The sequence below is a fragment of the Kingella bonacorsii genome (assembly GCF_016623605.1).
Classification (GTDB): domain Bacteria; phylum Pseudomonadota; class Gammaproteobacteria; order Burkholderiales; family Neisseriaceae; genus Kingella_B; species Kingella_B oralis.
The window spans coordinates 494716-520642 of sequence record NZ_JAEHNZ010000001.1; the positions used below are offsets into that span (position 1 = coordinate 494716).

Below are 25927 nucleotides of genomic sequence, written 5' to 3' on the forward strand. Positions count from 1 at the left end.
TGAGGCAGCCTGAAAACGGTTTTTCCCATTTTCAGGCTGCCTTTATGAACCTTGCGCCTGCCCTTTGCGCGCGGCTTGGCGGGCTTCGCGGGCGGCTTTGAGTTCGGCTTCTTTTTTGCGGGCGGCTTTGAGCCATGTTTCCCATTGGTTGGGGGTTTCCAGCGTGATGCGCCCGATTTTGCCTTCGCGAAAATCGGTGAGCACCAGCTCGGCGGCTTTTTGGTAGTTGATGCGGTTGCCGCTTAATACGGCGCCGCGTTTTTGTGCGATCCATTCTAGCCATTGGGTGTCTTGCCAATGGCTGCTGGGGTCTTTGTCGGCGGCGTATCGCGCTTGCAGCAGGGGCAGATAGTGGCGGCGCAGGTAGTCCAGCAGTTCCAGCGCGACTTCTTCTTCATCCAGCGCGTTGCGTCCGATGGCGCCGCTGGCGGCAAGGTTGTAGCCCGATTCTTCTACGATGATTTTGGGCCACAGCATGCCGGGGGTGTCGTAGAGCCAGAAGTCGTCGGCGAGGAACAGGCGTTGTTCGGCTTTGGTGATGCCCGGTTCGTTGCCTGTTTTGGCGGATTTTTTGCCTATCATGCCGTTGATAAGCGTGGATTTGCCCACGTTGGGGATGCCGCAGATGAGCACGCGCAGAGGTTTGTCTATGCCTTTGCGGTTGGGCATAAGGCTGCGGCAGGCGGTGGTGATTTTGGGTGCGGCGGCTTTTTCGGAGCTGTCTAGCGCGATGGCTTGGGTTTGCTCTTGCGCGGCAAAGTAATCCAGCCAGATAGCGGTGCGCTCGGGGTCGGCAAGGTCTTGTTTGTTGAGAATTTTGAGCTTGGGCTTGCCTTTGGCTAGCTGGGCGAGCAGGGGGTTTTCGCTGGATGCGGGCAGGCGCGCGTCCAGCATTTCTATCACCATGTCCACGCTTTTTAGGCGCTCGGCGATGGCTTTTTTTGCTTTGTTCATGTGTCCGGGGAACCATTGGATTGCCATGTGGGTGCTTTCGTGTTGGGGTTTGACAGTTGGGATGGGGCAGCCTGAAACTTTGTGTGAACGCTCAGGCAGCCTGAAATGGGGCGGCGATGGTCTGTCGTTAAATGGTGTATTGAGACTGGGCTTTATGGGTGGGCAAGCTATTCCATCACGGGCGGGTAAACGGGTTTTCAGGCTGCCTGTGTTGTTCTGGTAAACAAGATAAGGCAGCCTGAAACGGTGTGGATTATATCATTTTATGTTTTCCCACCAGTCGCTGGTTGGCGTATCTAGCGTGCACACTTGCCCGAGCGTGGGGGTGAGCGTGGCGATATTTTGCGCGCGAATCAGCGGCAAGCTGCGGCGCACGGGTTCATCCCACGGGTGCATAGCGAGGCTGAACATGCCCCAGTGTATCGGCATAAAGCGGTGGGGGCGCAGGTCGGCGGCGGCTTGGGCGGTTTCTTCGGGGTGCATGTGGTTGTCGCGCCAGTTGGCGTTGTATTGCCCGTTTTCAACGAGGGCGAGGTCTATTTTGGGGAAGCGTTGCCCGATTTGGCGGTAGTGGCTGCCGTAGCTGCTGTCGCCCGAAAAATAGACGGTGTGCTGCGGGGTTTGGATAACGTAGCCTGCCCACAGGGTTTTGTTGAAGTCGCCCCAGCCGCGGCTGCTGTTGTGCCGCGCGGGCACGGCGTGGATTTTCAGGCTGCCGATGGCGGTGTGTTGCCACCAATCCAGCTCGATGATGCGCGCGGGCGGGATGCCCCATTTTTGCAGCAGCGTGCCCAGATTGAGCGGCACGATAAATTGGGTATCGCTGTCGATGTGGTGCCGCACGGTGAGCTTGTCCAGGTGGTCGTAGTGGTTGTGGCTGTATAGAATGTAGTCCACGGGCGGCAGTTGGCTAAGGCTGGCGGGCGGGGCTTGATAGCGGCGCGAGATAAGCGGGATGGGCGAGGCGTGTCGGCTGAACACGGGGTCCAGCAGCAGGGTTTTGCCGGCGATGCGGATAAACACGCTGCTGTGCCCAAACCAGATAAGGCGCGGTTGGTCGTCTTGCAAAAAGGTTGCCCAATCGGGCGTTTGGCTGGGCAGTGGCGCGGGCGGGGCGTATTTGGGTGCATCGAAGGTCATGGCTTTGAGCCAGCGCAACACGGTTTGGATGCCACCCTGCACGGGCTGCTGCGGCGGGGTAACGTAGAATGTTTGGTTGATGGGGTTGTAGTGGTCGCTGGCGGGGCGGATGGGATAGCGCATGGTTGTGTGGTGGGATGAAAAGGATGGGATGATACGGGGTTTAGGCAGCCTGAAACAGGGGGCGGGGGATTTTTCAGGCTGCCTATGCCGTGCAAACTCGCTATAATCCGCCGCTTGATTAACCCCGCTTTTAAGGAAAAACCATGAGCGAAAACACCATTCAAGTAAACGATGTCAACGAGCAAAAAGACGCGCCCGCCAAAGAGGTGGAATTGCCCGTTTTGAACAACGAGAAAAAAGACGAACACGGCAAAAGCGGTTGCTGCGGCGTGTGCGGCGGCTGAGGCAGCCTGAAAACGTGCAAACCTGTATTCGCCATGCTGTTGGTGGATGCAGGTTTTTTAGTGCGCAAATCACACCAGCATATTATTTCAGGATGCCGTATGGTTTTACAAAAACAAGGCAAAAATTTACAAAACGGCATCGTTCTTACTGCGTTTTTTGATACGGTTCAATTTTACCTAGCCGCAAACATTCGTTTTTCAATTTTTGATTAGGGTTGCAACATGAAAAAGCACTATTGGTTCTTGCCGCTGCTGGCACTTTGTTTAACAGGCTGTTTAAACGATAAAAAAATGACAACAGCATCATCGCGCGCATCATCCAACAAAAATGCGCACATAATAACGACTAAGAAAAACAGAAACTCCAGCACTCATCCCACAGACCCAAACAGAAACAACAATCCCCCCGCGCCCCCACCGCCATCCAATAACAACGGCAACGGCACCCATATCCCGCCCGACAACAGCAACAACAATGGCAACAATGCGCCATCTGCGCCCGCACCTACCCCTGCGCCCGATAACTCCAATTCAGGCGCAAATGGTCATAACACTACACAAAATCACAACAATATACATAATCCATCCTCTACTCTAAATAATATAGGTATTCAGCCAACCAACCCTTTTTGGGGAAGCAATTTAGAGAAAGCAGAGATTTCATATAAACGCGCTGCCGAATTAGGTGTTACATGGGTACGCATAATTGCTTCATGGCATCGCATTCAGCCAAAAGAAAATGGTACATACGATTGGTCTGATACTGATGCAGCTGTGCAACTAGCAAAAAAATATGGCATGAAAGTTCTCATGCAAGTTAGCGGCACACCAGAATGGGCAAGCGATGCCAACAAGTTATCTAATACTGAAAAAGAAATATGGGAAACCAATGGGATGTATATAGCGTCATTTGCGCCCAAAGCTGCTTATTATGCTGATTTTGCTAAATTTATGGGAGATGTGGTACATCGCTATGCGCCACAAGGAATATCCAATTTTGAAGTATGGAATGAGCCTGGCAATCCTGGTTTCTGGCATGACAGCTTAACGAACCCTAAACCAAACCCTGAAAATTATACACATTTGCTTAAACTAGCTTATATCGCTGCGCACAAAGCAAATCCCAATGTAAATATTTTAGCGGGAGGCATGACAGTGGGGGATTCACGCCCCTATAGCGATGGTTACATTTCACCATTTGAGTTTCTAAACCGTATGTATGCAGCAGGTGCAAAAGGTTATTTTGATACGCTTTCACACCATCCATATGGGATTACGGGCAAAGAATGGCGTACCAATGGCTGGGCAATTATGTATGGCGACAAAGTTCATATTGATCTTGCGCCTCAAGCAGCTAACGAAAAAACCTTATATCAGATTATGGCTGATAACGGCGATGCTAAAGAAATTTGGGCAACAGAAGTGGGCGTACCCGCTATGTATGAAGGGCTAGATGAAGAAAAACAAGCCAATACTATTCGCTTGCTATTGGAAACGGCTGAAAAAAGCAAAAATTATAAAGGACCAATCATTTTATATAATGGTGAAAATGATCGTAAACCATATGTTTTAGGAATCATCAGCCAAGATGCCAATAATGACAAAATATTAGATGTGAATATTGACACCGATAATGATGGTAAACCTGATGCAAATTTAGATACTGACCATAATGGCAAAGCTGATGCATTAGAGCTTACTACAGCAGAGGATTATTTTGGTTTGTGGCGTAATAATGGCACAGAAAAAATGGCAGTAAATGTGTTGCGAAAAATGATTAAAAAATAATTAATTAATATTTCGGAATAAGAACCTGTATTCACTATTTGCATAGGTAGATTTGATGACATAAAAGATACCGATGAGAATAGTGAATACAGGTTCTTAATACATTCCACAACCAATTTTCAGGCTGCCTTTGCATCACTCAAAGGCAGCCTGAAACACAACACAGCGGGCATTATGCGGTAAGCGTCCCCTTGGTAGAAGGCATTTTGCCTGCCATGCGCTCGTCGTATTCCACCGCCATCCGCAGCGAGCGCCCGAAGGCTTTGAACACGGTTTCGGCTTGGTGGTGGGCGTTTTTGCCGCGCAGGTTGTCAATATGCAGCGTGATCATGGCGTGGTTTACCAGCCCGTGAAAAAACTCGCTAAACAAATCCACGTCAAACTTGCCGATGGTGGCGCGGGTGAAGTCAATGTGGTATTCCAGCCCTGCGCGCCCTGATAAATCCAGCACCACGCGGCTTAATGCTTCATCCAGCGGCACATAGCTGTGCCCATAGCGGCGGATGCCGATTTTGTCGCCCAAAGCGGCTTTGAGCGCCTGCCCCAGCGTGATGCCGATGTCTTCCACGCTGTGGTGGTCGTCAATATGCAAATCACCGTGGCACACGATGTCTAGGTCTATTAAGCCGTGGCGAGCGATTTGGTCTAGCATGTGTTCCAAAAAGGGGATGCCTGTGTCAAAGCGGGCTTTGCCTGTGCCGTCTAGGTTGAGGGCGACGGTGATTTGGGTTTCGCTGGTGTTGCGGGTGATGGTGGCGGTTCGCATGGGGTGTCCTTGTGGTTGTGTTTGAAAATGGGGAGAAAATGGGATTGAGGCAGCCTGAAACGGCTTTTGATACGTTTCAGGCTGCCTTTGGGGTTATTTACAACGGATTACAACGGAGAGCGCATGATTGCCATCAGCGCACGGCAAGCGTGGTATGCGGCGCAACGCATGAAATGGCAACCTTTGGGCTGCGCTAAAACGATTTTCAGGCTGCCTCAACCTACTCAATTCGGCTAAATCGCCACCACCAAATCGCCAAAATAATGGCTGCACAAATAAATGCTCATCAGCGAAAACAGCGCCACCGCCAGCAACACGCCTTTAATCATGCCTGCGTTCAGCCGCGCGATGGCATCGGCGTTGGCATAAAAGCCGCTTTGTTTGGCGCGGATATGCTCGGCAATCACGTTTGCCAGCACGCGCAGCACTTGGTCGTTTTCCTCGGGCGTGCCGATGGTCAGGCGCAGGCAGTTTTGCAGCAAAGGATGTGTGCCGTGCAGGTTTTTCACCAAAATTTTGTTGTCTTTGAGCGCGTTAAATGCCAGCGGCGCATCGGGCAGGCGGGTGGTTACAAAATTGGCTTCGCTGGGGAACACGGTTACATCTTCCAACTCCGCCAGCGCGTTGGCAACGCGGGCGCGTTCGTTTTTCAGCGTTTCAATGTTTTGCGCGAACACGTCGGCATAGCGCAGGGCGAAGGCGGCGGCGGCTAGGCTGAGCTGGTTCATGTTGTAAGGCGGCATGATTTTTGCCAACTCGCCCATCACGGCGGGGCTGCCCACCGCGTAGCCCACGCGCAAGCCTGCGAAGCCGATTTTGCTTAATGTGCGCATCACCACGAGGTTTTCAGGCTGCCCTGCTTGGGCGGCAAAGCTGTCGTGGCTAAACGCGCCGTAGGCTTCGTCAATCACCACAATGCCTGTGGCGGCTTGGATAATGGCTTCCACGGCTTCGCGGCTAAACGGCACGCCCGTGGGGTTGTTGGGGTAGGCGAGGAAAATCAGCGCGGGTTTGTGTTGTTCTATTGCTTTGAGCGTGGCTTCTAAATTAAGCGTGAAATCGGGGTTGAGCGGCACGCCGATGTAGTTCAAGCCAAACAATTCAGCGTTGCGGCGATACATCACAAAGCTGGGTTCAACCGCGAGCATGCTGGCGTTGGCTTGGGCAACCAGCAGCGCGATAAATTGGATGATTTCGTCTGAACCATTGCCCAGCACAATTTGCGCGTTTTCGGGCAGGGCAAACGTGCGGCGCAATAATTCTGGCAGGGGGCTGGCGGCGATGTTGGGATAGCGGTTAATCGGCGCGGCAGCTAGCTCGGCGGCAAGTTCGGCGCGCAGGGCTTCGGGGAACAGAAACGGCACTTCCATCGCATCCAGCTTGATGAAATCGGCGGGCGCATCGGCAACGTGGTAGGCAGTTTGGGCGAGAATATCGGGGCGGATAACAGATGTGGGCATGGTTTGGGCTTCCGTTGAACTGGGTTAGATTAAATAATTGAATTGCTTGGCTGAAACGGTGGCAAATGTATCACAAAACCCCAATCGCCCCCAAACGGAGTTTGCGGCAGCCTGAAGCCTAAAATGGAACGGCAACGGCGCATCGCCCCAATGGCGTACCGTGCTAACAAAATGTCGGCAAGATGTCGGAAAAACGCTGCAGTGCAACGGATGCCCGTTTTGCCAAGATTTCAGGCTGCCCCAACCATATCAAAAGGCAGCCTGAAAGCTACCCGCCGCCCGCCACTTAGCCTTTTCGGGCTGCCTATGCTGCCCAAATTTGCTATCATAGCCCCCTTTCAACCCCATTCGTTTTCAGGCTGCCCCATGTCAGTTTACACCAGCGTTTCCGACGACGAAATGCGCCAACTGCTCACCCGATACAATCTTGGCGAATTTCAATCCCTGCAAGGCATCGCCCAAGGCGTAACCAACAGCAATTATTTTTTGCACACCCAAAGCGGCAGCTATGTGCTCACCGTGTTTGAAACCCTGAAAGCGCACGAAGTCCCGTTTTTCATGGAGCTCACCCGACACCTTAGCGCAAACGGCGTCGCCTGCCCCGCCCCCGTTGCCCAGCGCAACGGCGCGCTCACCGCCACCCTAGCCGGCAAACCCGCCTGCATCGTAGAAAAACTCAACGGCAGCGACGTTGCCTATCCCACCGCCGCCCAATGCCACAACACAGGCATCATGCTCGCCAAAATGCACCAAGCAGGCGCAAGTTTCCCCCAAACCATGCCTAATCCGCGCCACGCAAAATGGTGGACAGACAGCGCCGCGCAACTTATTCCCCACCTAGAACCCCAAGACGCGCAACTGCTGCAAGACGAAATCGCCCACCTAGCCCAACACCCCGACACCCACCTGCCCAGCGGCATCATCCACGCCGATTTATTCAAAGACAACGTATTGCTCAACGGCGACCAAGTCGCAGGCTTTATAGATTTTTACTACGCCTGCAACGGCAGCTTTGTTTACGACATCGCCATCGCCATCAACGACTGGGCGCGCACCGCCAACAACCACATAGACCCCACCCTGCAACACGCCTTCCTAAACGGCTACCAAAGCATCCGCCGCCTAACCCCCGCCGAACAAGACTACCTGCCCACCGCCTACCGCGCAGGCTGCATCCGCTTCTGGGTATCGCGCCTGTTGGATTACCACTTCCCCGCCGAGGGCGAAATGACCTTTATCAAAGACCCCAACGTATTCCGCAATTTATTACTCGCCTACCGCAGCGCGTAAACAAAGGCAGCCTGAAACGGATTTTGTGTTTCAGGCTGCCTATTGTTTTTCTGCCCACAATGGAACGGCGACGGCTCGTCGCCATAAACGCTAACCCTCAGCCATCTCATCAACCCAACCGCCATGTCGGCGAGCCGCCGACGCTCTATCAATAGGCAGCCTGAAAACCCCAAAAGGACACCCCCATGCTATTCACCCCACCCCTATCCCAAATCACCACCATCGAAGACCTCCGCCAAGTCGCTCGCCGCAAGCTCCCCAAAATGTTCTACGACTACGCCGACACAGGCTCATGGACACAAACCACCTACCGCGCCAACGCCGCCGATTTCGCCCCCATCCAATTTCGCCAGCGCGTATTAGTAAACATGGAAAACCGCAGCCTGAAAACCCAAATGCTCGGGCAAGAAGTCAAAATGCCGCTCGCCATCGCCCCCACAGGGCTGGCAGGCATGTTTCACGCCGACGGCGAAATCCTCGCCGCCCGCGCCTGCGAAAAATTCGGCATCCCCTACACCCTCTCCACCATGTCCATCTGCTCCATCGAAGACGTTGCCGAAAACACCACCACCCCCTTCTGGTTTCAGCTTTATGTGATGCGCGACCGCGAATTTATGGCGGATTTAATCCGCCGCGCCAAAGCCGCCCAATGCAGCGCGCTCGTTTTAACCGCCGATTTACAAATCGTCGGGCAACGCCACCGCGACATCAAAAACGGACTCACCGTCCCCCCGCGCCCCACCTTATTCAACCTACTCAATCTCGCCACCAAAATAGAATGGGGGCTAAAAATGCTCAACACCCAACGGCGCACCTTCCGCAACATCGCCGGCCACGCCAAAGACGTAACCGACCTATCGCAGCTGATGCCGTGGGTTGCCAAACAATTTGACCCCAAACTCAGCTGGGACGACATCGCCCGCATCAAAGACCTATGGGGCGGCAAACTCGTTATCAAAGGCATCCTAGACCCCGAAGATGCCGAAAAAGCCGTGCAGCACGGCGCGGATGCCATCATCGTTTCCAACCACGGCGGCAGGCAGCTAGACGGTGCGCCATCCTCCATCCGCGCCCTGCCCGCCATCGTGCAAGCCGTGGGCAGCCAAACCGAAGTCTGGCTGGACGGCGGCATCCGCACGGGGCAAGACATCCTCAAAGCATGGGCGCTGGGCGCGCGCGGCGCATTCATCGGACGGCCCTATCTCTACGGACTTGCCGCCTACGGCGAAGCAGGCGTAACCCGCGCGCTGGAAATCCTGTATAACGAAATGGATTTGAGCATGGCGTTCACAGGACACCGCGACATCCAAAACGTAACCCGCGATATATTGGTTAAAGGCAGCTACCCCGAGGCAGCCTGAAAATGCGTTTGCGCGCTGCGCCCAAGCTCAACCCATAGCGCGAGAACAGCCCCGTCGCCCAATCCCATTTCAGGCTGCCCAAGCCTTGATGCAGCCTGAAACAGCACATGGCGTATCGCCGCCATACCCACTCTTGCCGCAGCCCCGCCCTTTTCAGGCTGCCCCAATCTTTCAGATACCGCCCCAAAGGCAGCCTTGCCTCTTTGTCCAAATCTTTGATTTGGGTATCTAGTGAGCATCTAAATCTTTCTTTGATTTAGCCATGCGAACTGATGCAAAGCCAAAGAGGTATACCGCAGCGCAACGCGCAAGGTTGAAACCCGTTTTCCCACCGCCAAGAAAGCCCAACCATGACCACCATCCCCCTCAAAAAACTCTACTCAGGCAAAGTCCGCGACCTCTACGAAATTGACGAGCAAACCATGCTCATCGTTGCCAGCGACCGCCTGTCCGCTTTTGACGTGATTCTCAACGAACCCATCCCACAAAAAGGCGAAATCCTCACCCAAATCTCCAACTTCTGGTTCAACAAACTCGCCCACATCATGCCCAACCATTTCACAGGGCAAACCGTGTACGACATCCTGCCTGCCGAACAAGCCCGCGCCATAGAACAACGCGCCGTTGTCGCCAAACGGCTCGCACCCGTGAAAATAGAAGCCGTGGTGCGCGGCTACATCAGCGGCAGCGGCTGGAAAGCCTACCAAGCCACAGGCGAAATCTGCGGCATCCCACTCCCCACCAACCTGCGCGAAGCCGAAAAACTGCCCGAAGTCATCTTCACCCCCTCCACCAAAGCCGAAGTGGGCGACCACGACGAAAACATCAGCTTCGCCCGCTGCTGCGACATCATCGGCAGCGAACTTGCCGAACAAGTGCGCGCCAAAGCCATCCAGCTCTACACCGAAGCCGCCGAATACGCCGCCACCCGCGGCATCATCATCGCCGACACCAAATTTGAATTTGGGCTAGATGCCCACGGCACGCTCACCCTAATGGACGAAGTGCTCACCCCCGATTCCAGCCGCTTCTGGGCAGCGCAAAGCTACCAAATCGGCAGCAATCCTCCCTCGTTTGACAAACAATTCATCCGCGACTGGCTGGAACACAGCGGCTGGAACAAACAACCACCCGCACCCACCATCCCCGCCGACGTGCTGGCCAAAACCGTTGCCAAGTATCAAGAAGCCCTGCGGTTGCTTACCGCGTAATAAGTTTCAGGCTGCCTTTGATGTTTCGCAAAGACAGCCTGAAACGCTTGTAGAACCTAAGTAGGTTGGGCATTTATGCCCGACGTTTTTAGTGGCGTATTATAGTCGTCCCAATTAAGCCTTATACAGCGTTGGCTCGCCTTGCTGTACTACTTGTACTATCTGCGGCTCACCGCCTTGTCTAAGTCTTAATTGGAACGACTATAGATAAATAGGTCAGCGTTTGTCGGGCATAAATGCCCGACCTACCAACTCTTCTGTGTAATCCGTCATTTGACGACGAGCCGCCGCCACTCCATTGTGTATCTTGTTTTCAGGCTGCCTTTACGATGCTTAAAGGCAGCCTGAAACGCTTGGGCTACGGCAACGCAAAGAGTGGGTATGGCGGCGATACGCCATGTTCTGTTTCAGGCAGCGCGAAGGGTTGGGGCAGCCTGAAACGCCAAACCCGCTTTCAGGCTGCCTCCGTTTAATTCGCCATTTTGGCAACGAACTATCGCTGCTCCATTGCGTATCCTGCTTTCAGGCTGCCTTACTTCTGCTTCGCCCGCCACAACCGCCACACCACGCCCAGCCCAATCGCCAAGCCCAGCAATGCGGGCGCAATCAATGCGCGGGCAGATGCGCCGCTGCCCATCAGGCTAAACGCCACTTTGCCCACCGCTGCTGCGGCTAAAACCGCCGCCAAGCCTTTGCCGCTGCGCTGCCAAGCCGCGCCCAGCAGCAACGCGAAATACGCCAACACGGCAAGCGTGTACAGCCCTGTTTGCAGCGTCCAGCCGCCGCGCAAAAAGGCGACTTCATCGGCAAGAAAGCGCGTAACGTTGGCATCGGCAATGGCGGGCGCGGGAAACCATGCCATACTGGTGAGCAGCGCGAAGATGCCCGCCATCAGCCCCGCCCAACTGCGCCACCACGCCGCCAGCATAATGGGAATCAGCAGCAGCGGGCGGATATACCAGCTTAATATGTTGTGATGCCGCGCAAACAGCCAGTCTTGAAAGGCGTAATTCGTCAAGGCTTGTTCTACAAACATAATGGAAAGGGCGAGAAAAATGAGGGCGATGATGCGGCGGGGCATGGGTTTCCTTTTTATTGGCGTGGAGTATTTTCAGGCTGCCTCTGGCTGTTGGCAACGGTTTAGGCAGCCCGAAACACCAAACCCATTTTCAGGCTGCCTCAATGCCCTATTCTTGCAACATCTGCACAATCCGCTCCACCGATTCCAGCACGGGCGGGAATTGGGTAAACCCGTCCCTATCCAAAAAGTGCCCGCCCGTGGCGCGGATATGCAAATAGCCGTTCAACTCTTTTGCCACATAGCGCGTGTTTTCAACGGGAACGATGGTGTCGTCATCGGCACTAATCAGCTCAATGCGGTTGCCTGCCATGCGGGCGATGGCGGCAAAATCAATGCGGCAGCGGTCAACGTAGGCATCAATATTAAAGCCGTTGATTTCGGGCAGCGTGGGAATGCGCGCGCCAAAGGCGGATACCAGCACCAGCCCGCCAATTTTGCGCGGCTGGGTGGCGGTGAGATAATGCAGCAGCGAAATCGTGCCCAAGCTGTGCGCCACAAATATATGGTTTTCCTGTGGTTTGCCGATATACTGCGCCAGCGTTTGCTGCCAGCGGTCAAAATCGGGCTGCGTGCTATCGGGCATCGGCACGCGCACAGCGGCGATGCCGCGCTGTTCTAGCTGGGTTTGCAGCCAGCCAAACCAGTGGTTGTTTATGGTTGCACCGTAGCCGTGGATAATAAACATAGTGGGGCGATTGCTGCGGCGGGGCAGTTTGGCGCACGCGGTAAGCACGCCTGCGGCGGCGGTGGTGCAAAATTGACGGCGGCTCATGGTCGGTTTGCCCTCTCAAAAAATGGAAAGCGGCCAGCATACAGCCTGACACCATGTGAGAAGCAATAGGAAAAGCAAAATGAAAATTGGCGAATTTTCGCGGCAATGCGGCGTGAGCGTGCGGATGCTGCGTTTTTACGAAACGGCGGGGCTGCTGATGCCGCGCCGCACTGCGCAAGGCTGGCGCGAATACGATGCGGCGGATGCGGTGTTTATCGGCAAAGCCGCGCAGCTCAACCGCGCGGGCGTGCCGCTGAAAGATTTGGCACTGATGCGCGATTGCCTGCGCGATGAGCCGCAACAGTTCTGCGCCGAATTGCGCGCGCGGCTGGCTTCCACGCAGGAAGATTTGGTGGGCGAAATCGCGCGTTTGCAGCAATCGGCGCGGCTGCTGGCGGATTTGCTGGCGGCAAGAGATAAGGCAGCCTGAAAAGCCATCCATCCGTTGGTAATCGTCGCCTTGCCTCGTTTTTATTTTAACCCGCCATAAAAGGCAGCCTGAAAACGGTTTATCCCGTTTTCAGGCTGCCTATGTGTTCATCCGTCACTTCTGATGCTGCAACGCCGCTTTCACAAACGCGGTAAACAGCGGATGCCCTTTGCGCGGATTGGATGTGAACTCGGGGTGGAACTGGCAGGCGAAGAACCAAGGGTGGTTCGGAATCTCAATCGTTTCCACCAACCGCTCGCGCCCTGCCGACACGCCGCCAATCACCAAGCCTGCCGCTTCCAGCTGCGGCACATAATGGTTGTTCACTTCATAGCGATGACGGTGGCGTTCGCGGATTTGGGTTGCGCCGTAGATTTTGGCGGCCAGGCTGTTTGGCTTCAATTCCACTTCTTGCGCGCCCAAGCGCATGGTGCCGCCCAAATCGGTGTTTTCATCGCGCGTTTCCACGCTGCCATCAGCGGTTTGCCATTCGTCTATCAGCGCAATAACGGGGTGGGCAGCTTTCAAATCAAACTCGGTGGAGTTTGCGCCTGCCAAGCCTGCCACATCGCGGGCGTATTCAATCAGCGCAATCTGCATCCCCAAGCAAATGCCCAAATAGGGGATGTTGTGCTCGCGGGCAAAACGGGCGGCGGCGATTTTGCCTTCCACACCGCGCGAGCCAAAGCCGCCCGGTACAAGGATGGCATCAAAGTTTTTTAGGCTGCCTGTGCCGTCTTGTTCCAGCGTTTCGCTGTCAATATATGTAATGTTTACATCGGTTTGCGTGTGAATGCCCGCGTGGCGCAGGGCTTCGGTGAGCGATTTGTATGACTCGGTTAAATCCACATATTTGCCCACCATGGCGATGTTTACCTTGTGCTGCGGATTTTTGATTGCATAAACAATTTTTTTCCACTCGGTTAAATCGGCTTGGCGTACGTTAAGCTGCAACTGTTCGCAAATAATGGTGTCAATGCCTTGATTATGCAGCATTTCGGGCACTTCATAAATGCTGTCGGCATCGTAGCTGCCCACCACGGCGCGTTCTTCCACATTGCAAAACAGCGCGATTTTGCGGCGTTCTTCATCGGGCAAGATTCTGTCCATGCGGCAGATAAGGATGTCGGGCTGCAAGCCGATGCTGAGCATTTCTTTAACGGTGTGCTGCGTGGGCTTGGTTTTGATTTCGCCGGCGGCGGCAATGTAGGGCACGAAAGACAGGTGCACGAACAAGGTGTTGGCGCGACCGAGCTGGCTGCGCATTTGGCGGATGGCTTCCAAAAACGGCAGCGATTCAATGTCGCCCACCGTGCCGCCAATTTCTACAATTGCCACGTCTTTGCCTGCCGCGCCTTCGTGGATGCGGCGTTTGATTTCGTCGGTGATGTGGGGGATGACTTGCACCGTGCCGCCCAAATAGTCGCCGCGCCGTTCTTTGGCGATAACATTTTCATACACTTGCCCCGAGCTGAAACTGTTGGCGCGGGTGAGCGTGGCGTGGATAAAGCGTTCGTAATGTCCGAGGTCTAAATCGGTTTCTGCGCCATCGTCGGTTACAAACACTTCGCCATGCTGAAACGGGCTCATGGTGCCTGGGTCCACGTTGATGTAGGGGTCTAGTTTGAGCATGGTTACGTTTAGCCCGCGCGATTCTAGGATGGCGGCAATAGAAGCGGCGGCGATGCCTTTACCCAATGAAGAAACAACGCCGCCCGTTACGAAGATGAATTTTGTCATGATGGTGATACCTGTGTTGGAATGCGCGATTTTAACGCAAATTGGTGGTAAGTAAAAGTTTGTGGGCGGGTGGTAAATAGGGTGTGGCAACGCCAAATGAATTTTTGCCAGAACGTGCGTTGCGCCGCACACCACGCTTTGGGTGGGTGCTTTGTGGTTAGCTTTGGGTGTAGTTTTAACCATGCGCTTCATGCCAGCGGGCACTTACTTTTCTTTGCTTCGCCAAAGAAAAGTAAGCAAAAGAAAGGCGACCCCGACGTGCAGGTCTGCTTCGCAGACTTCCCTCACTACGCATCCTTTTTTCGGCGCGTGCGAACTAGCCGCACTTCGTGCGTCGTCGAACAAGCGCACGCTTTTTCCCGAAAAAAGAATGCTGCGTTCGGCTGGACGTAGGGGAATGGGCAGTTGTATTAACCATTCGTGAATAGTTAGGCAGCCTGAAAGGCAATCTATTCAGTAAAAATGGAATGGTGCAATGCCCAAGCGGTTTTGTGTTTTCAGGCTGCCTTGGCGCAATCAGTTAGCATTGGGCGACGAGCCGTCGCCGCTCCATTGCGTATTGTGTTTTCAGGCTGCCTTTGCATTGCCCAAAGGCAGTCTGAAACGTTTGCGCTACGGCAATGGAAAGAGTGGGTATGGCGGCGATACGCCATGTTCTGTTTCAGGCTGCATCAATGCTTGGGCAGCCTGAAAAGCTATTCCCGCCCCGTTTTCGCTTTCAGCATCGCCAGCATATTGCCCAGCCGCTCGCGCCCCTCTTCTTTGGACACAATCGGCTTGCCGCCCTTGCGCCCCAAAATATCTAAATCGCCTTGCGGCATTTCGTTGATAAAACGACTCGGCTCGGGGAACACAAACGTGCCCTGCCGCTTGCGTTTGATGCAGTGCGTGAGCGTGAGCTGCTGCTTGGCGCGGGTGATGCCGACATACATCAGCCGCCGCTCTTCTTCCAACGCGCCCGCTTCCACGCTGTCGGCGTGGGGGAACAGCCCTTCTTCGCAGCCGACCAAATACACAAACGGATATTCCAAGCCCTTAGAGGCGTGCAGGGTGGACATTTTCACTGCGTCTATTTCGCCATCGTCGCGCCCTTCCAGCAGCGTCATCAGCGCGATGGTTTGCGTGAGTTCAATCAAATTTTTCTCGCCCTCTTCGCCCTTTTTCGCCAACCAGCCAGCTAAATCCTGCACATTTTGCCAACGCATTTCCGCTGCCTTGCCGCCCTCATCTGCGCCTGCCAAATAGGCTTCGTATTCAATCTCTTGCAACAAATTTTGCACCACTTCGCCCGCGTCGTCCGCCGCCGCTCGCGCCTGATAATCCTGCATCAAATATACAAATTGCTGCACCGCCTCGCGGTTTTTCGCGCTCAACGCCGCCAACGCCTCCATGCTTTGGGCAGCCTGAAACAAGCTGCATTCATGTTGCTTGGCGTAATCGTTGAGCTTGCCCAGCGTGGTGTCGCCAATGCCGCGCTTGGGCGTGGTTGCCGCGCGTAAAAACGCGGGGTCGTCGTCGGGGTTCGCCAGCAGGCGCAGATACGACAACACGTCTTTAATCTCCGCCTTGTCGTAAAAACTTTGCCCGCCCGAAATCTGATAGGGAATCCGCGCCGAACGCAGCGCATCTTCAAACAGCCGCGCTTGGTGGTTGCCGCGGTACAAAATGGCAAAATCGGCAAAATTTGCACCATAAATCAGCTTGTTGCGCGCAATCTGCTGCGCCACAAATTCCGCCTCGTGCGTTTCGCTTTGGCACGCCACCACGCGCACCACTTCGCCCTCGCCCAGCTGCGACCACAGCGTTTTGGGGAACAGCTTGGGATTGTTGGCAATCACTTGGTTCGCCACCTTCAAAATCCGCGCGGTGGAACGATAATTCTGCTCCAATTTGATGATTTTTATCTGTGGATAATCCTCTTGCAAACGGCGCAAATTCTCCATATTCGCCCCGCGCCACGCATAAATAGACTGGTCATCATCGCCCACCGCCGTAAACCGCCCCTCCAAGCCCACCAGCGCGCGCATCAGCGCATACTGGCAAGCGTTGGTGTCTTGGCATTCGTCAATCAACAAATATTGCAAACGCTGTTGCCACTTCAAGCGCACCTCCGAATTTTGCTGCAACAGCAGCGTGGGCAACCGAATTAAATCATCAAAATCAACCGCTTGATAATGCGCCAACGTGGTTTGATACGCGGCATACACCTGCGCGATTTGCTTTGCCCAATCATCATCGGCAGCCTGAAAAGCCGCTTCGGGCGTTTGCAAATTGTTTTTCCACAGCGAAATCTGATGCTGCGCCTTAAACACCGCCTCGCGCCCCGTGCTGCCGAGCAATTCGCCGATAATTCGCGCGCTATCGGACGCATCCAAAATAGAGAAATTCTTTTTGTAGCCAATGTGTTGCGCTTCTTCGCGCAAAATCCGCATCCCCAGCGAATGAAACGTGCACACGGTCAAGCCGCGCGTTTGCTCGCGCCCCAGCCGCGCCAGCACGCGCTCTTGCATTTCTTTCGCCGCCTTGTTGGTGAACGTAATCGCCGCGATGTGGTGCGGCTTGTAGCCCGCCTGCGTAATCATGTAGGCGATTTTTTCAGTAATGACGCGCGTTTTGCCGCTGCCCGCGCCCGCCAGCACAAATAATGCGCCGCCCAAATATTCCACGGCGGCTTGTTGTTGGGGGTTCAATTTCATGGTTTTACTTTGCATGATGGCGACAGCCTGCGTAGCGAAACGGAGTGGCGAAGCTAAAAGCCGTTGCGCGATGGGATGTGGTTTGCGTTTATTTTGCGTTTGCCCCACGCGCTGCATCCGTTTTCAGGCTGCCTTATGTTGTTGATTAATATAATGTTTGTTATTCGCCTATTTTGGCGTGTGGCATAGCCAGAGGCAGCCTGAAAAATGGTTTACTCAATCCACCTGAACATACCTGCTGCATAGCGAAACGCCTCATCCAACGCCTGCCGCATACTGGCGGGCAATGTTTCGCGCACCTCTTGCTGATAACGCTGCGCCGCCATTTCTAAATCGGGCGGAAACTGCCTGTGCCACACCGCCGTTTGCAACAAAATCAACACGCTCATGGTGTAGGCTTGGGCGTGCTCGGGGTGATACAGCGCGTATTCCAACAGCTCGGCGGGATAATACGCGCCGCTTTGTTCGCGCGACAAATAGCCGTTTTGCTCGGTGAAAATTTGGCGCAACACCGCCGCGTGTTCGGCGCGTTCATCGGGCGAAATCGCCAGCGCGGTTAAGCCGGCGATACTTTGCGCGCCTGTTTACGCAAGATAGGGGAACAAGGTGGGTGGGAAAGTCATGGTTTGGCAGCCTGAAAACGCATTTTTGCGCAGTGAATATGATTACGGTCAAAAATTATAAGCCAAATAACAAAAACAATTTGGTAAAAGCAGCGGTTTGAATTACAATTCAAATCCTTTACGGCTGGGCGTTTGCGCCCGTTTTTGAACCTGAAAACAGGTTCGCAATAATAACATCGGAGTTTAATAACAATGACAACCAAAGGACAACTTCTACAAGACCCTTTTTTGAATGCATTACGCCGCGAACACGTTCCCGTTTCCATTTATTTGGTAAACGGCATTAAATTGCAAGGGCAAGTGGAATCGTTTGACCAATATGTGGTGCTGCTGCGCAACACGGCGGTTACGCAAATGGTGTACAAACACGCGATTTCTACCATTGTTCCCGCCCGCGCAGTAAGCGTGCAACACGACGGCAACAGCAACAAACCTGCGTTGCAACAAGTGGAAACGACTGCGCCCGCTGCGGAATGATGCGAACGCAAGTAAGCGCAAGATGATTTTCAGGCTGCCTTGATAATGATGGGCAGCCTGAAATGTTTTTGGGGGCGGGAAATAATGCATCGCGTTAACGGCAATGCAGCGCATACACGATGAGGCAGCCTGAAAACCGTTTGGCATGGTTTTCAGGCTGCCTCAAGCCACCTCACACCCGCGTAACCTTGCGCACCTGCGGAATCTGATGCAACGCCGCCATCACCGCGTTCAAATGCGCCAAATCGCGCACGTTCAAGTTAAAGCGGAACGCCACAAAACCTTCCGTGCCGCTTTGCGATTTGGACAGCGTGTCTACCGAGGCAATGTCCGCGCCGTTGTCGGAAATGGCGGAAGTAATCGCCGCCAGCAGCGCGTGCGCATCCAGCGACGAAACCACCACCGCCGCGTCATACGTTCGGCCGGCGTTGTCGGGCAGCATCGCCCAATCGGCATCAAGCTGGTGCTCGCTGTCGGTTTTAAGCAAGGCTGCGCAGTTGTCGCGGTGGATAATGACCCCTTGGTCGGCCACAATCACGGCGCGCACGCTGTCGCCCGGCAGGGGCAGGCAGCATTTGCCCAAATGCACATGCGGCATATCGTTGCCGTTCACTTGAATTGGGCTTAATTTCACTTCGCCGCCCCAATGTTCACCCGCCAAATCGGCAATTTCCATCGCCACCGACACGGGCAATAGCCGTCCCATGCCCACTTGATACAACACGTTTTCAAACGTTTGTTTTTTCTCTTCCAGCGATTGCAAATATTTGTCTTTCAGCGTTTCAGACTGCGCCACTTTTTTGGGCAGCAAGCTGTTTAACGCGCGCGCGAGCAGGCGTTCGCCCAAGGCAATCGCGTCGGCATGGTTGGTGTTTTTGATGTAGCTGCGGATGGCGCTGCGGGCGCGGCTGGACTTGGCGAAATTGAGCCAAGCGGGGTTGGGCTTGCCCTGCGCGGAGGTGATGATTTCCACCGTGTCGCCCGTTTTAAGCGTGGTGTTGAGCGGCACGGCAACGCGGTTCACGCGCGCGCCCACGCAGCGATGCCCGATGTCGGTGTGGATGGTGTAGGCAAAATCAATCGGCGTTGCCCCGCGCGGCAGCGTGATAATTTTGCCCTTGGGCGTAACGATGTAGACTTCGTTGGGGAACAAATCCACTTTAACGTGTTCCAAAAATTCCATCGCGTTGGCACTGCGCGCTTGCAAATCCAAAATATTTTGCAGCCATTGGTTGGTGCGCAGCGTGGCTTCATCTTCCTTGCTGGATTGGTATGCCCAATGGCTTGCCACGCCCACTTCGGCGATGGCGTGCATTTCGCGCGTGCGGATTTGCACTTCAATTGGCAAGCCGTATGGGCCGTTGAGCGTGGTGTGCAGCGATTTGTAGCCGTTGGATTTGGGGATGGCGATGTAGTCTTTGATTTTACCAGGGCGCGGTTGATACAAGCTGTGCAACGCGCCCAAGGCGGCATAGCAGGCGGGGATACTGTTCACAATCACGCGAAAGCCGTAGATGTCCAACACTTCTTCAAATTTGAGTTTTTTGGACAGCATTTTTTGATGAATGTTGTAGAGATTTTTCTCGCGCCCGCGAATTTGCGCTTCAATATTGCAGGCAACAAGGCGCAGGTTGATGTCGCGCAACACGCGGTCTATCACGTCGTGGCGATTTTTTTTGAACGCGGTCATGGCGCGTTTGAGAATTTCGTAGCGATGGGGGTGCATGGCGTAAAACGACAAATCTTGCAGCTCGCGGTAAACGTGGTTCAGCCCCAAGCGGTTGGCGATGGGGGCATAGACTTCCAGCGTTTCAGTGGCGATGCGGCGGCGGCTGGCGGGGCTTTTTGCGCCCAGCGTGCGCATATTGTGCAGACGGTCGGACAGCTTGACGATAATCACGCGCACGTCTTTGGTCATCGCCAAAATCAGCTTGCGGAAACTTTCGGCTTGCTGCTCGGCTTGGCTGTCAAATTTTAGGTTTTCCAATTTGGACAAACCATCCACCATTTCGGCGATGGTGTCGCCAAAATCACTTGCCATTTGCGCTTTGGTTACGGGCGTGTCTTCCAATACATCGTGCATCAAGCCTGCGCTGAGTGTTTGGATGTCCATGTGCCAACGGGCAAGCTCGGTGGCGACGGCGATGGGGTGGGTGATGTAGGGTTCGCCGCTTTTGCGCGTTTGCCCGTCGTGGGCGCGAAAGGCGTAGGCGCAGGCGGTTTCAAGCTGCCGTTGCTCGGCATCGGAAAGATAGCCGGCTTCGCGAAACAGCTTGTTGCGGTAATCGGCGGTGAGCGGGTCGTAAGAGGCTTGGAGAGAGGGAATGGGCATGGGGGTGTTGGGACTTGATTAACTTGCGTGTTGCGCTGTGGTATGCCCTTTTATACTCAGGGCAAAGGAGCAAGGCTGCCTTTGCGCGTGAGTTTAGGCAGCCTGAAAAAGGCATCATGCGTTTTGCGCATGGCCGACGCTTAAAGCAATCCGGCAGCCTGAAAACCGTGCAGCGGGCATGCGTGTTGAACACGGCAAACAGGTTTTCAGGCTGCCTTAATGCAACTATTCATACTTGCGAAACAGCTTGTCGATTTCTGCATCAAAATTCGCGCAGAAATTGGGCGCGCCGGCTTTTTTCAAATATTTAGCTTTCAGCGCTTCGGTGTTTTGGTTCAGCTTGGCGATGTTTTTTTCGTTGTATTGGGCGCAGTTATGCTTATTCAGCGCCTGCGTTAAGCGCGGTTCGTATTTTTGCCGCATGGCTTCGGCGGATACGCCGCATTGCCCCAAATACAAGCCTGTGGCAAAGCCTGCTTCGTAAAGATTGCCGCAGCGGCGCTCTTCCAACCAAGATGCGTTTGCCAACACGGGGGCAATCAGGGCGAGCAAAACCAATTTTTTTAACATGATGATTCCTTCCAGTTATAAGAACCTGTATCCATTATTTACATAGGTAGATTTTATGACATAAAAGCGCGGGTACAAGACAAAAAGCGCAGCAAGGTCGGACACCTTGCGGGCATTTTTAACGCGGTAGCCGCGTTTTTAGGGCATAAAAGATGCCTATGTAAATAGTGAATGCAGGTTCTAAACATTTCAGGCTGCCCAACGCGCAAGCAAACGCAATAGGCAGCCTGAAAACCATTATTTAACGCGCGACAACATCTCTTCGCTGGTAACCTGCCTGGCGGCGATTTCGCGTAACGCCGTTACCGTAGGCTTGTCGTGGCGGATATCCTCCACCAAAGGCGTGGTGCCGTTTTCAAGCTGGCGGGCACGGCGCGCGGCGGCAAGGGTCAAATCAAAATGATTAGGGATTTTTTCAATGCATTCTTCAACAGTGATACGGGCCATGTTGCTTATTTCCTTGTTGCGGGTGGGTTTGAGGCAGCCTGCGTAGCAAAGCTAAAATATAAGGCAGCCTGAAAATATTGTTAAGAATTGAATTTTAAAGATTTTGCAATATTTTTTCAACGTTTAACGTTTGATTACGCAGCAATAAGCGTTGCGCCTTAAAAATATGCAGCAAATCGCTCTCCGCCTGCACCAAATCGTTGTTCACCACAATATAGTCAAACGCAAACGCATAGCGGATTTCCTGCTCCGCTTCGCTCAGCCGCCGCGAGATGACTTCCTCGCTGTCGGTTTGGCGGTTGCGCAAACGCTGCTCCAACACCGCAAGCGAAGGCGGCAGAATAAAAATACTCACCGCTTCGGGCAACGCCTTGCGCACTTGTTCCGCGCCTTGTACATCAATTTCCAGAATCACATCCAAGCCTTGCGCGCACATTTCCTGCACCGCCGCCGCGCTGGTGCCATACAAATTGCCAAACACTTCGGCATGCTCCAAAAACGCGCCCTGCCCCACCAATTCGGTGAAATGCTCGCGCGTGGTGAAATAATAATGCTTGCCGTGCTGCTCGTTTTCACGCGGCGCGCGCGTGGTGTGCGAAACGGACACGCGAATGTTCGGATTGTGTGCGGTCAAACGCGAAACCAGCGTGGTTTTGCCCGTGCCCGATGCGGCAGAGATAACGAATACATTGCCTTTGGAGGTTGTCATGGTGTTTACCTTTTATTACAAAATCACACACAATTATGCCATAGTTTTCAGGCTGCCTACTGCGGAAATTAACAGCATGGTTCGCGCTTTTGGGATTTCAGCCGCAAGCAACATCCGTTCAACCTTCATGCCGTTAAGACGTAAAAAAACAGCCGTTTCAGGCTGCTTTTTGAGTGTGGTGCGGATGGAGAGCAACTCTAAACGCCCACTCATCCTACACAAACACCCTATTTCACTCTATAAAACAACGTATTAAAAAATAACACGCCCACCAAACCTACACACAAAACCGCTTTTAACCGATAATGATTGCACCAAAAATTACACCAAAAACACCATGGCAACCATTATCCAACGAGGCAACAAATGGCGCGTGCAAATCCGAATGCGCGGCGTTTCGCGTTCTGCCACCTTTGAGCGGCATTCCGATGCCAAAGCATGGGCGGCGCGCGTAGAAACAGAAATCCGAGACGGGATACAAGGCAATCAAAGCCGAAACGTATTCTTTGGCGACATTTTACAACGATATTTGAGCACCGAAACCGTCAAAAAACGCGGCAGCCGTTCCGAAACCTATCGCATCAACGGCATTTTAAAATCGCCGCTATCACATATCCGCCTGGAAGACCTGCGCCCGCAAGACTTTGCCGACTGGCGCGACGAGCGCCTGCGACAAGTATCAACCGACAGCGTAATACGCGAATTATCCACACTTTCCGCCGTCTGCGAACACGCCATGAAAGAATGGGGGCTATTGCGCGAAAACCCCGTGCGCAAAATCAGCAAACCACAAGCATCCAAAGAGCGCACCCGCCGCCCCAGCGCGCAAGAAATCCGGCAAATCTGCGAAGCCCTACACTACACCGAAAACGGAACACCGCATCTGATTACCCAGCGTTGCGCCATCGCCCTACTCTTTGCTATAGAGACCGCCATGCGAGCAGGCGAAATCTGCGCGCTCAAATGGGAAAACATCCACTTTGACCGCCGCATCGCCCACGTTGCCCAAAGCAAAAACGGGCATCCGCGCGATGTCCCTCTAACCAAACGTGCCATCGCCCTATTGGAAAAACTGCGCCCGATTGACCCGATTAGCGTGTTCAAAATCCAAGCGCACAGCCTAGACGTGCTGTTTCGCCGCGCCCGCGACAACTGCGGCATCACAGACCTGCATTTCCACGACAGCCGCCGCGAAGCCCTAACGCGACTATCCAAAAAAGTGCCTGTGGAAACGCTGGCAAAAATATCAGGGCACCGCGATTTGAGCATCTTGCTCAATGTGTACTACCGACCCGATATGGCAGAAATTGCCGATATGCTGGATTAGGCCGTATCCCGTCTAACCATTGCGGAAAAACTCTTTCTGTTCTGCCGCGCGGCGGTTCACCAGCCCCTGCACCACGCGGCCGCCCGCCTTGTTCCACAGCTCAAAGGCTTTGCAGGCTGCCTGATATTTTCGCTGGTTCAGTTCACGCACCACGCTCGAACCCGCAAACGCTTTCGCGCCGATGTTGTAGCATAGGCTCACGCAGGCGTTAAATTGTGATTGGGTCAGTTCGACCCGCACCGCATCACGCACTGCTTTTTCGTAGGTTTGGATTTGGCTCGCAAGTTCGGCGCGGATTTCGCCGTCCGTCATCACGTCGCCCATCTGCACCTTTTGTCCCGCCTTATCGCCCAGCGTGTAGCGGATAAAGCCGATGCCGATAGTCGGGATGCCCACACTATCGCGGTATGCCTGATGGCTTTTACCCTCGAATTTTTCCAGCAGTTCGAGGCCGTAATCATCTACTTTCAAGTTTTCGTTCATGTTTTGTCCTTTCGTTTGACAAGTTTGCCTTGCGGCGGTTATTATCCCGCGATAATTTCGCGCAGTAAGTTAATCCCCTTAAGGAGATTCGATATGAAAATACTTATTCCGTATAAAGAACGCGTTTTTGACGCCCGAACCTATCTTGACGAAATCAAAAATAAATCAGACAACATAGAAAAAGTGGAGTTCGTCCCGCCCAAATTGGGCAAAGACGGCTACGGCTTTTTCCGTGTGCACTATAAAGTCCCCGTTTTGGCAGAGGTATGAACATGCTGCCCGAACAGCCGGACAACCAGCAGGAACTGGTACGCGAATTTTTGGAATACCAAAAACAGGAGCTTGCCAACAAACGCGCCGAGCTCGACATACGCCGCGACGAAATCGCCTCGAACGAGCGCATCGCTTTGGCAACCATCGCCGCGCAAAAGGAGGACTTTGACAAGCGCGGCAATGTGTTTGCCTCGGTCAGCAAATCGCGTCTCATGCTGTTCGGCGTCGTATCGCTGCTCATCGCACTCGTTCTCATTTGCGCCATGATGACGGGCAATACGGAAATCGCACTGGAACTGATTAAAATCGGTGGGGCAGTGCTTTTGGGCTACTTCGCCGGGCTGAACCGGGGCAAGGCCCAGGTTTTGGAAAAACAGAGGAACACCGAAGAATAACGGCTTCCCCAAAATCCGCCCCGTGCGGATTTTTTTATTGGGTTTCCCTTTCAAAAATGGCAGCGACGCCTATGTCGCCACCATCAAATAAATTATTGAGTACCGCCCAAGCATTCTAATCCCGTTTCGGCTGCAACGCCCGATATGCTGGATTAGCTACATCCCATCCACCACTTCCCCCCAAGCCTGCCACTCTGCCAGCTTATCGCGTTGCCCATCCGCTATTTCAGCCATTGCTGCATAGTGTTTGCCGCACTCTCCGAATAAAACCCAGCCTTGGGCAGCGTTTGCATCGGCGGATGGGCGGGCGGTTTGGGGCAGGTTTTTGACACTTCCGCCTTGACGACTTTGTTGGGCGACACGCTGCTGCAAGCGGTCAAGCTCGCGGCGCAAAGTAAGATTAGCGTTTTTCGCATCTTGTTTCTCCTGTTCAATGGTTTGCAATTTCGCCGCGTAATCCTGCGCGGCTTTTTGTTCGGTTTGGCGCACGGCGGCTATTCGCGCGTTTTCGGCTGCCAACGCCTGTTTTTCGTAGTGGGCTGTTGCCGCTGCGTGTCCGCGCTGATATTCCTGCCGCCCATACATCAGGCAGCCTGAAACCAGCGCAGCGAATACGCCCAACGCCAGCCCAAATTTCCAGTAGATATTCATCGGATAACCTCCAATCAACACAACTCAAAATGCGGTCCGTCCGTAAACGCCTTTTTGCCCGCCGCCCGCCGCGCCGCCGCATAATCTGCCACCAATTCCTGCGCGGGTTTAGTGGTGTCGTTTAAACATTGCCAACAGCCGCCCCAGCGCACGCGCACGCCTAATTCCTTGGCAGCCGCCCGCATCGCTTCGGCGATGGGGTAAAAATGCCCCCAATGCCAGCTCATTTCCGATGTGCCGTTGCCGTCAAAATCGTCCCACGGCACCAAATCCACCGCGTGCCCAAAGCCATCCGCCTGCTTCAAATGCTTGCTGTTAAGCGTTTGCGATGCGCCAGAAGCCACAAGGCGGCGTTGGCGTTCCAAAGTGCGCAAACCCTCGTTTACAGCGAAATCCTGCGCGGTGATTTCAATCGCCCGCTGCACCACTTTAACCAAGTTCGGATGCACACCGACAAGGCGTTGTTGGCTGGTATTGCCTAATTTATAGCTCATAGTTCACTCCATAAAAAACGCGCCACATGGGCGCAAAAAAAAGGCAGCCT

31 protein-coding genes are annotated in these 25927 nt (G+C 53.9%); 13 read left to right on the forward strand and 18 right to left on the reverse strand.

The window, feature by feature from the left end; all coding sequences use genetic code 11:
* Window positions 1-42 precede the first annotated feature (42 nt).
* Window positions 43-981, reverse strand: coding sequence for a ribosome biogenesis GTPase YlqF (ylqF, locus tag JDW22_RS02550; protein ID WP_200521567.1), 939 nt, complete (start codon window positions 979-981; stop codon window positions 43-45).
* 231 nt (window positions 982-1212) lie between these two features.
* The gene (locus JDW22_RS02555; RefSeq protein ID WP_200521568.1) at window positions 1213-2217 is read right to left on the reverse strand and encodes an MBL fold metallo-hydrolase; all 1005 of its coding nucleotides are present in this window, start codon (window positions 2215-2217) and stop codon (window positions 1213-1215) included.
* Between the two features lie 143 nt (window positions 2218-2360).
* On the opposite strand from JDW22_RS02555, the gene JDW22_RS02560 reads away from it, so the two are divergent.
* From JDW22_RS02560 to JDW22_RS13840, 3 genes are read left to right on the forward strand one after another with little or no spacing between them, the layout of a single operon-like run.
* A complete protein-coding gene (locus JDW22_RS02560) occupies window positions 2361-2501 on the forward strand; it encodes a hypothetical protein (protein ID WP_003795053.1) in 141 nt (46 codons plus the stop codon).
* Between the two features lie 33 nt (window positions 2502-2534).
* Complete coding sequence (locus JDW22_RS02565) at window positions 2535-2714, forward strand: hypothetical protein (RefSeq protein WP_200521569.1); 180 nt, start codon at window positions 2535-2537, stop codon at window positions 2712-2714.
* Between the two features lie 9 nt (window positions 2715-2723).
* Window positions 2724-4289 carry a beta-galactosidase gene (locus JDW22_RS13840; RefSeq protein ID WP_155803034.1) on the forward strand — a complete coding sequence of 522 codons (1566 nt, stop codon included), beginning with the start codon at window positions 2724-2726 and terminating at the stop codon, window positions 4287-4289.
* Window positions 4290-4461: 172 nt separating this feature from the next.
* On the opposite strand, the gene hisB is transcribed toward JDW22_RS13840, so the two are convergent.
* Both hisB and hisC read right to left on the reverse strand, forming a co-directional pair.
* Complete coding sequence (gene hisB / locus JDW22_RS02575) at window positions 4462-5055, reverse strand: imidazoleglycerol-phosphate dehydratase HisB (RefSeq protein WP_200521570.1); 594 nt, start codon at window positions 5053-5055, stop codon at window positions 4462-4464.
* Between the two features lie 233 nt (window positions 5056-5288).
* Window positions 5289-6515 (reverse strand): histidinol-phosphate transaminase, encoded by a 1227-nt coding sequence (gene hisC, locus JDW22_RS02580; protein ID WP_200521571.1) that lies wholly within the window; start codon window positions 6513-6515, stop codon window positions 5289-5291.
* Between the two features lie 366 nt (window positions 6516-6881).
* Between hisC and thrB the strand changes: the two genes are divergently transcribed.
* Window positions 6882-7805: a homoserine kinase gene (gene thrB / locus JDW22_RS02585; protein ID WP_200521572.1), complete on the forward strand. Its 924-nt coding sequence runs from the start codon at window positions 6882-6884 to the stop codon at window positions 7803-7805.
* Here the strand turns inward: thrB and JDW22_RS02590 are convergent.
* Window positions 7790-7957, reverse strand: coding sequence for a hypothetical protein (locus JDW22_RS02590; RefSeq protein ID WP_200521573.1), 168 nt, complete (start codon window positions 7955-7957; stop codon window positions 7790-7792). The genes thrB and JDW22_RS02590 overlap by 16 nt on opposite strands.
* Window positions 7958-7990: 33 nt before the next feature.
* Between JDW22_RS02590 and JDW22_RS02595 the strand changes: the two genes are divergently transcribed.
* The gene (locus JDW22_RS02595) at window positions 7991-9166 is read left to right on the forward strand and encodes an alpha-hydroxy acid oxidase (RefSeq protein ID WP_200521574.1); all 1176 of its coding nucleotides are present in this window, start codon (window positions 7991-7993) and stop codon (window positions 9164-9166) included.
* Here JDW22_RS02595 and JDW22_RS02600 read toward each other — a convergent pair.
* Entirely contained in the window at window positions 9138-9377 is a 240-nt protein-coding gene (locus JDW22_RS02600) for a hypothetical protein (RefSeq protein WP_200521575.1), read from the reverse strand. The two genes, JDW22_RS02595 and JDW22_RS02600, sit on opposite strands and share 29 nt — an antisense overlap.
* 139 nt (window positions 9378-9516) lie before the next feature.
* Here JDW22_RS02600 and JDW22_RS02605 point away from each other — a divergent pair, with 139 nt between their 5' ends.
* Together JDW22_RS02605 and JDW22_RS02610 are read left to right on the forward strand one after the other, a co-directional pair.
* Window positions 9517-10377: a phosphoribosylaminoimidazolesuccinocarboxamide synthase gene (locus JDW22_RS02605; protein ID WP_200521576.1), complete on the forward strand. Its 861-nt coding sequence runs from the start codon at window positions 9517-9519 to the stop codon at window positions 10375-10377.
* Between the two features lie 236 nt (window positions 10378-10613).
* Window positions 10614-10850 carry a hypothetical protein gene (locus JDW22_RS02610; RefSeq protein ID WP_200521577.1) on the forward strand — a complete coding sequence of 79 codons (237 nt, stop codon included), beginning with the start codon at window positions 10614-10616 and terminating at the stop codon, window positions 10848-10850.
* Between the two features lie 59 nt (window positions 10851-10909).
* Here JDW22_RS02610 and JDW22_RS02615 read toward each other — a convergent pair whose 3' ends face one another.
* Complete coding sequence (locus tag JDW22_RS02615) at window positions 10910-11458, reverse strand: hypothetical protein (RefSeq protein WP_200521578.1); 549 nt, start codon at window positions 11456-11458, stop codon at window positions 10910-10912.
* 106 nt (window positions 11459-11564) lie between these two features.
* On the reverse strand, window positions 11565-12230 hold the full coding sequence (locus JDW22_RS02620) for an RBBP9/YdeN family alpha/beta hydrolase (protein WP_200521579.1): 666 nt from the start codon (window positions 12228-12230) through the stop codon (window positions 11565-11567).
* Window positions 12231-12309: 79 nt separating this feature from the next.
* On the opposite strand from JDW22_RS02620, the gene JDW22_RS02625 reads away from it, so the two are divergent.
* Window positions 12310-12660, forward strand: a complete 351-nt coding sequence (locus JDW22_RS02625) for a MerR family DNA-binding transcriptional regulator (protein ID WP_200521580.1) — start codon at window positions 12310-12312, stop codon at window positions 12658-12660.
* Window positions 12661-12774: 114 nt separating this feature from the next.
* Here the strand turns inward: JDW22_RS02625 and JDW22_RS02630 are convergent, their stop codons facing one another.
* Window positions 12775-14400, reverse strand: a complete 1626-nt coding sequence (locus tag JDW22_RS02630) for a CTP synthase (RefSeq protein WP_200521956.1) — start codon at window positions 14398-14400, stop codon at window positions 12775-12777.
* Between the two features lie 475 nt (window positions 14401-14875).
* On the opposite strand from JDW22_RS02630, the gene JDW22_RS02635 reads away from it, so the two are divergent.
* A complete protein-coding gene (locus JDW22_RS02635) occupies window positions 14876-15091 on the forward strand; it encodes a hypothetical protein (protein WP_200521581.1) in 216 nt (71 codons plus the stop codon).
* Between the two features lie 4 nt (window positions 15092-15095).
* Here the strand turns inward: JDW22_RS02635 and rep are convergent, their stop codons facing one another.
* Window positions 15096-17096: a DNA helicase Rep gene (gene rep, locus JDW22_RS02640; RefSeq protein WP_200521582.1), complete on the reverse strand. Its 2001-nt coding sequence runs from the start codon at window positions 17094-17096 to the stop codon at window positions 15096-15098.
* A 212-nt stretch (window positions 17097-17308) separates the two neighbouring features.
* Window positions 17309-17605: a hypothetical protein gene (locus JDW22_RS02645; RefSeq protein ID WP_200521583.1), complete on the reverse strand. Its 297-nt coding sequence runs from the start codon at window positions 17603-17605 to the stop codon at window positions 17309-17311.
* 306 nt (window positions 17606-17911) lie between these two features.
* Here JDW22_RS02645 and hfq point away from each other — a divergent pair, with 306 nt between their 5' ends.
* Window positions 17912-18196, forward strand: a complete 285-nt coding sequence (gene hfq / locus JDW22_RS02650; protein WP_003795017.1) for an RNA chaperone Hfq — start codon at window positions 17912-17914, stop codon at window positions 18194-18196.
* A gap of 172 nt (window positions 18197-18368) precedes the next feature.
* On the opposite strand, the gene JDW22_RS02655 is transcribed toward hfq, so the two are convergent.
* From JDW22_RS02655 to gmk, 4 genes are all read right to left on the reverse strand, one after another.
* Window positions 18369-20528 carry a RelA/SpoT family protein gene (locus tag JDW22_RS02655; protein WP_200521584.1) on the reverse strand — a complete coding sequence of 720 codons (2160 nt, stop codon included), beginning with the start codon at window positions 20526-20528 and terminating at the stop codon, window positions 18369-18371.
* A gap of 225 nt (window positions 20529-20753) precedes the next feature.
* Window positions 20754-21098, reverse strand: coding sequence for a hypothetical protein (locus JDW22_RS02660; protein ID WP_003795011.1), 345 nt, complete (start codon window positions 21096-21098; stop codon window positions 20754-20756).
* A gap of 237 nt (window positions 21099-21335) precedes the next feature.
* Entirely contained in the window at window positions 21336-21545 is a 210-nt protein-coding gene (gene rpoZ / locus JDW22_RS02665; protein WP_200521585.1) for a DNA-directed RNA polymerase subunit omega, read from the reverse strand.
* Between the two features lie 94 nt (window positions 21546-21639).
* Window positions 21640-22254, reverse strand: a complete 615-nt coding sequence (gene gmk / locus JDW22_RS02670) for a guanylate kinase (protein ID WP_200521586.1) — start codon at window positions 22252-22254, stop codon at window positions 21640-21642.
* 337 nt (window positions 22255-22591) lie between these two features.
* Here gmk and JDW22_RS02675 point away from each other — a divergent pair, with 337 nt between their 5' ends.
* Complete coding sequence (locus JDW22_RS02675; RefSeq protein WP_200521587.1) at window positions 22592-23581, forward strand: tyrosine-type recombinase/integrase; 990 nt, start codon at window positions 22592-22594, stop codon at window positions 23579-23581.
* A 12-nt stretch (window positions 23582-23593) separates the two neighbouring features.
* Here the strand turns inward: JDW22_RS02675 and JDW22_RS02680 are convergent, their stop codons facing one another.
* A complete protein-coding gene (locus JDW22_RS02680; protein ID WP_200521588.1) occupies window positions 23594-24064 on the reverse strand; it encodes a lysozyme in 471 nt (156 codons plus the stop codon).
* Window positions 24065-24157: 93 nt separating this feature from the next.
* Between JDW22_RS02680 and JDW22_RS02685 the strand changes: the two genes are divergently transcribed.
* Window positions 24158-24334: a hypothetical protein gene (locus tag JDW22_RS02685; protein ID WP_200521589.1), complete on the forward strand. Its 177-nt coding sequence runs from the start codon at window positions 24158-24160 to the stop codon at window positions 24332-24334.
* Window positions 24331-24732, forward strand: coding sequence for a hypothetical protein (locus tag JDW22_RS02690; RefSeq protein ID WP_200521590.1), 402 nt, complete (start codon window positions 24331-24333; stop codon window positions 24730-24732). The genes JDW22_RS02685 and JDW22_RS02690 overlap by 4 nt, the downstream gene beginning before the upstream one ends.
* Before the next feature lie 156 nt (window positions 24733-24888).
* Here the strand turns inward: JDW22_RS02690 and JDW22_RS02695 are convergent, their stop codons facing one another.
* Window positions 24889-25383 (reverse strand): hypothetical protein, encoded by a 495-nt coding sequence (locus tag JDW22_RS02695; RefSeq protein WP_200521591.1) that lies wholly within the window; start codon window positions 25381-25383, stop codon window positions 24889-24891.
* Between the two features lie 14 nt (window positions 25384-25397).
* Complete coding sequence (locus tag JDW22_RS02700) at window positions 25398-25877, reverse strand: M15 family metallopeptidase (protein ID WP_200521592.1); 480 nt, start codon at window positions 25875-25877, stop codon at window positions 25398-25400.
* Between the last annotated feature and the right edge of the window lie 50 nt (window positions 25878-25927).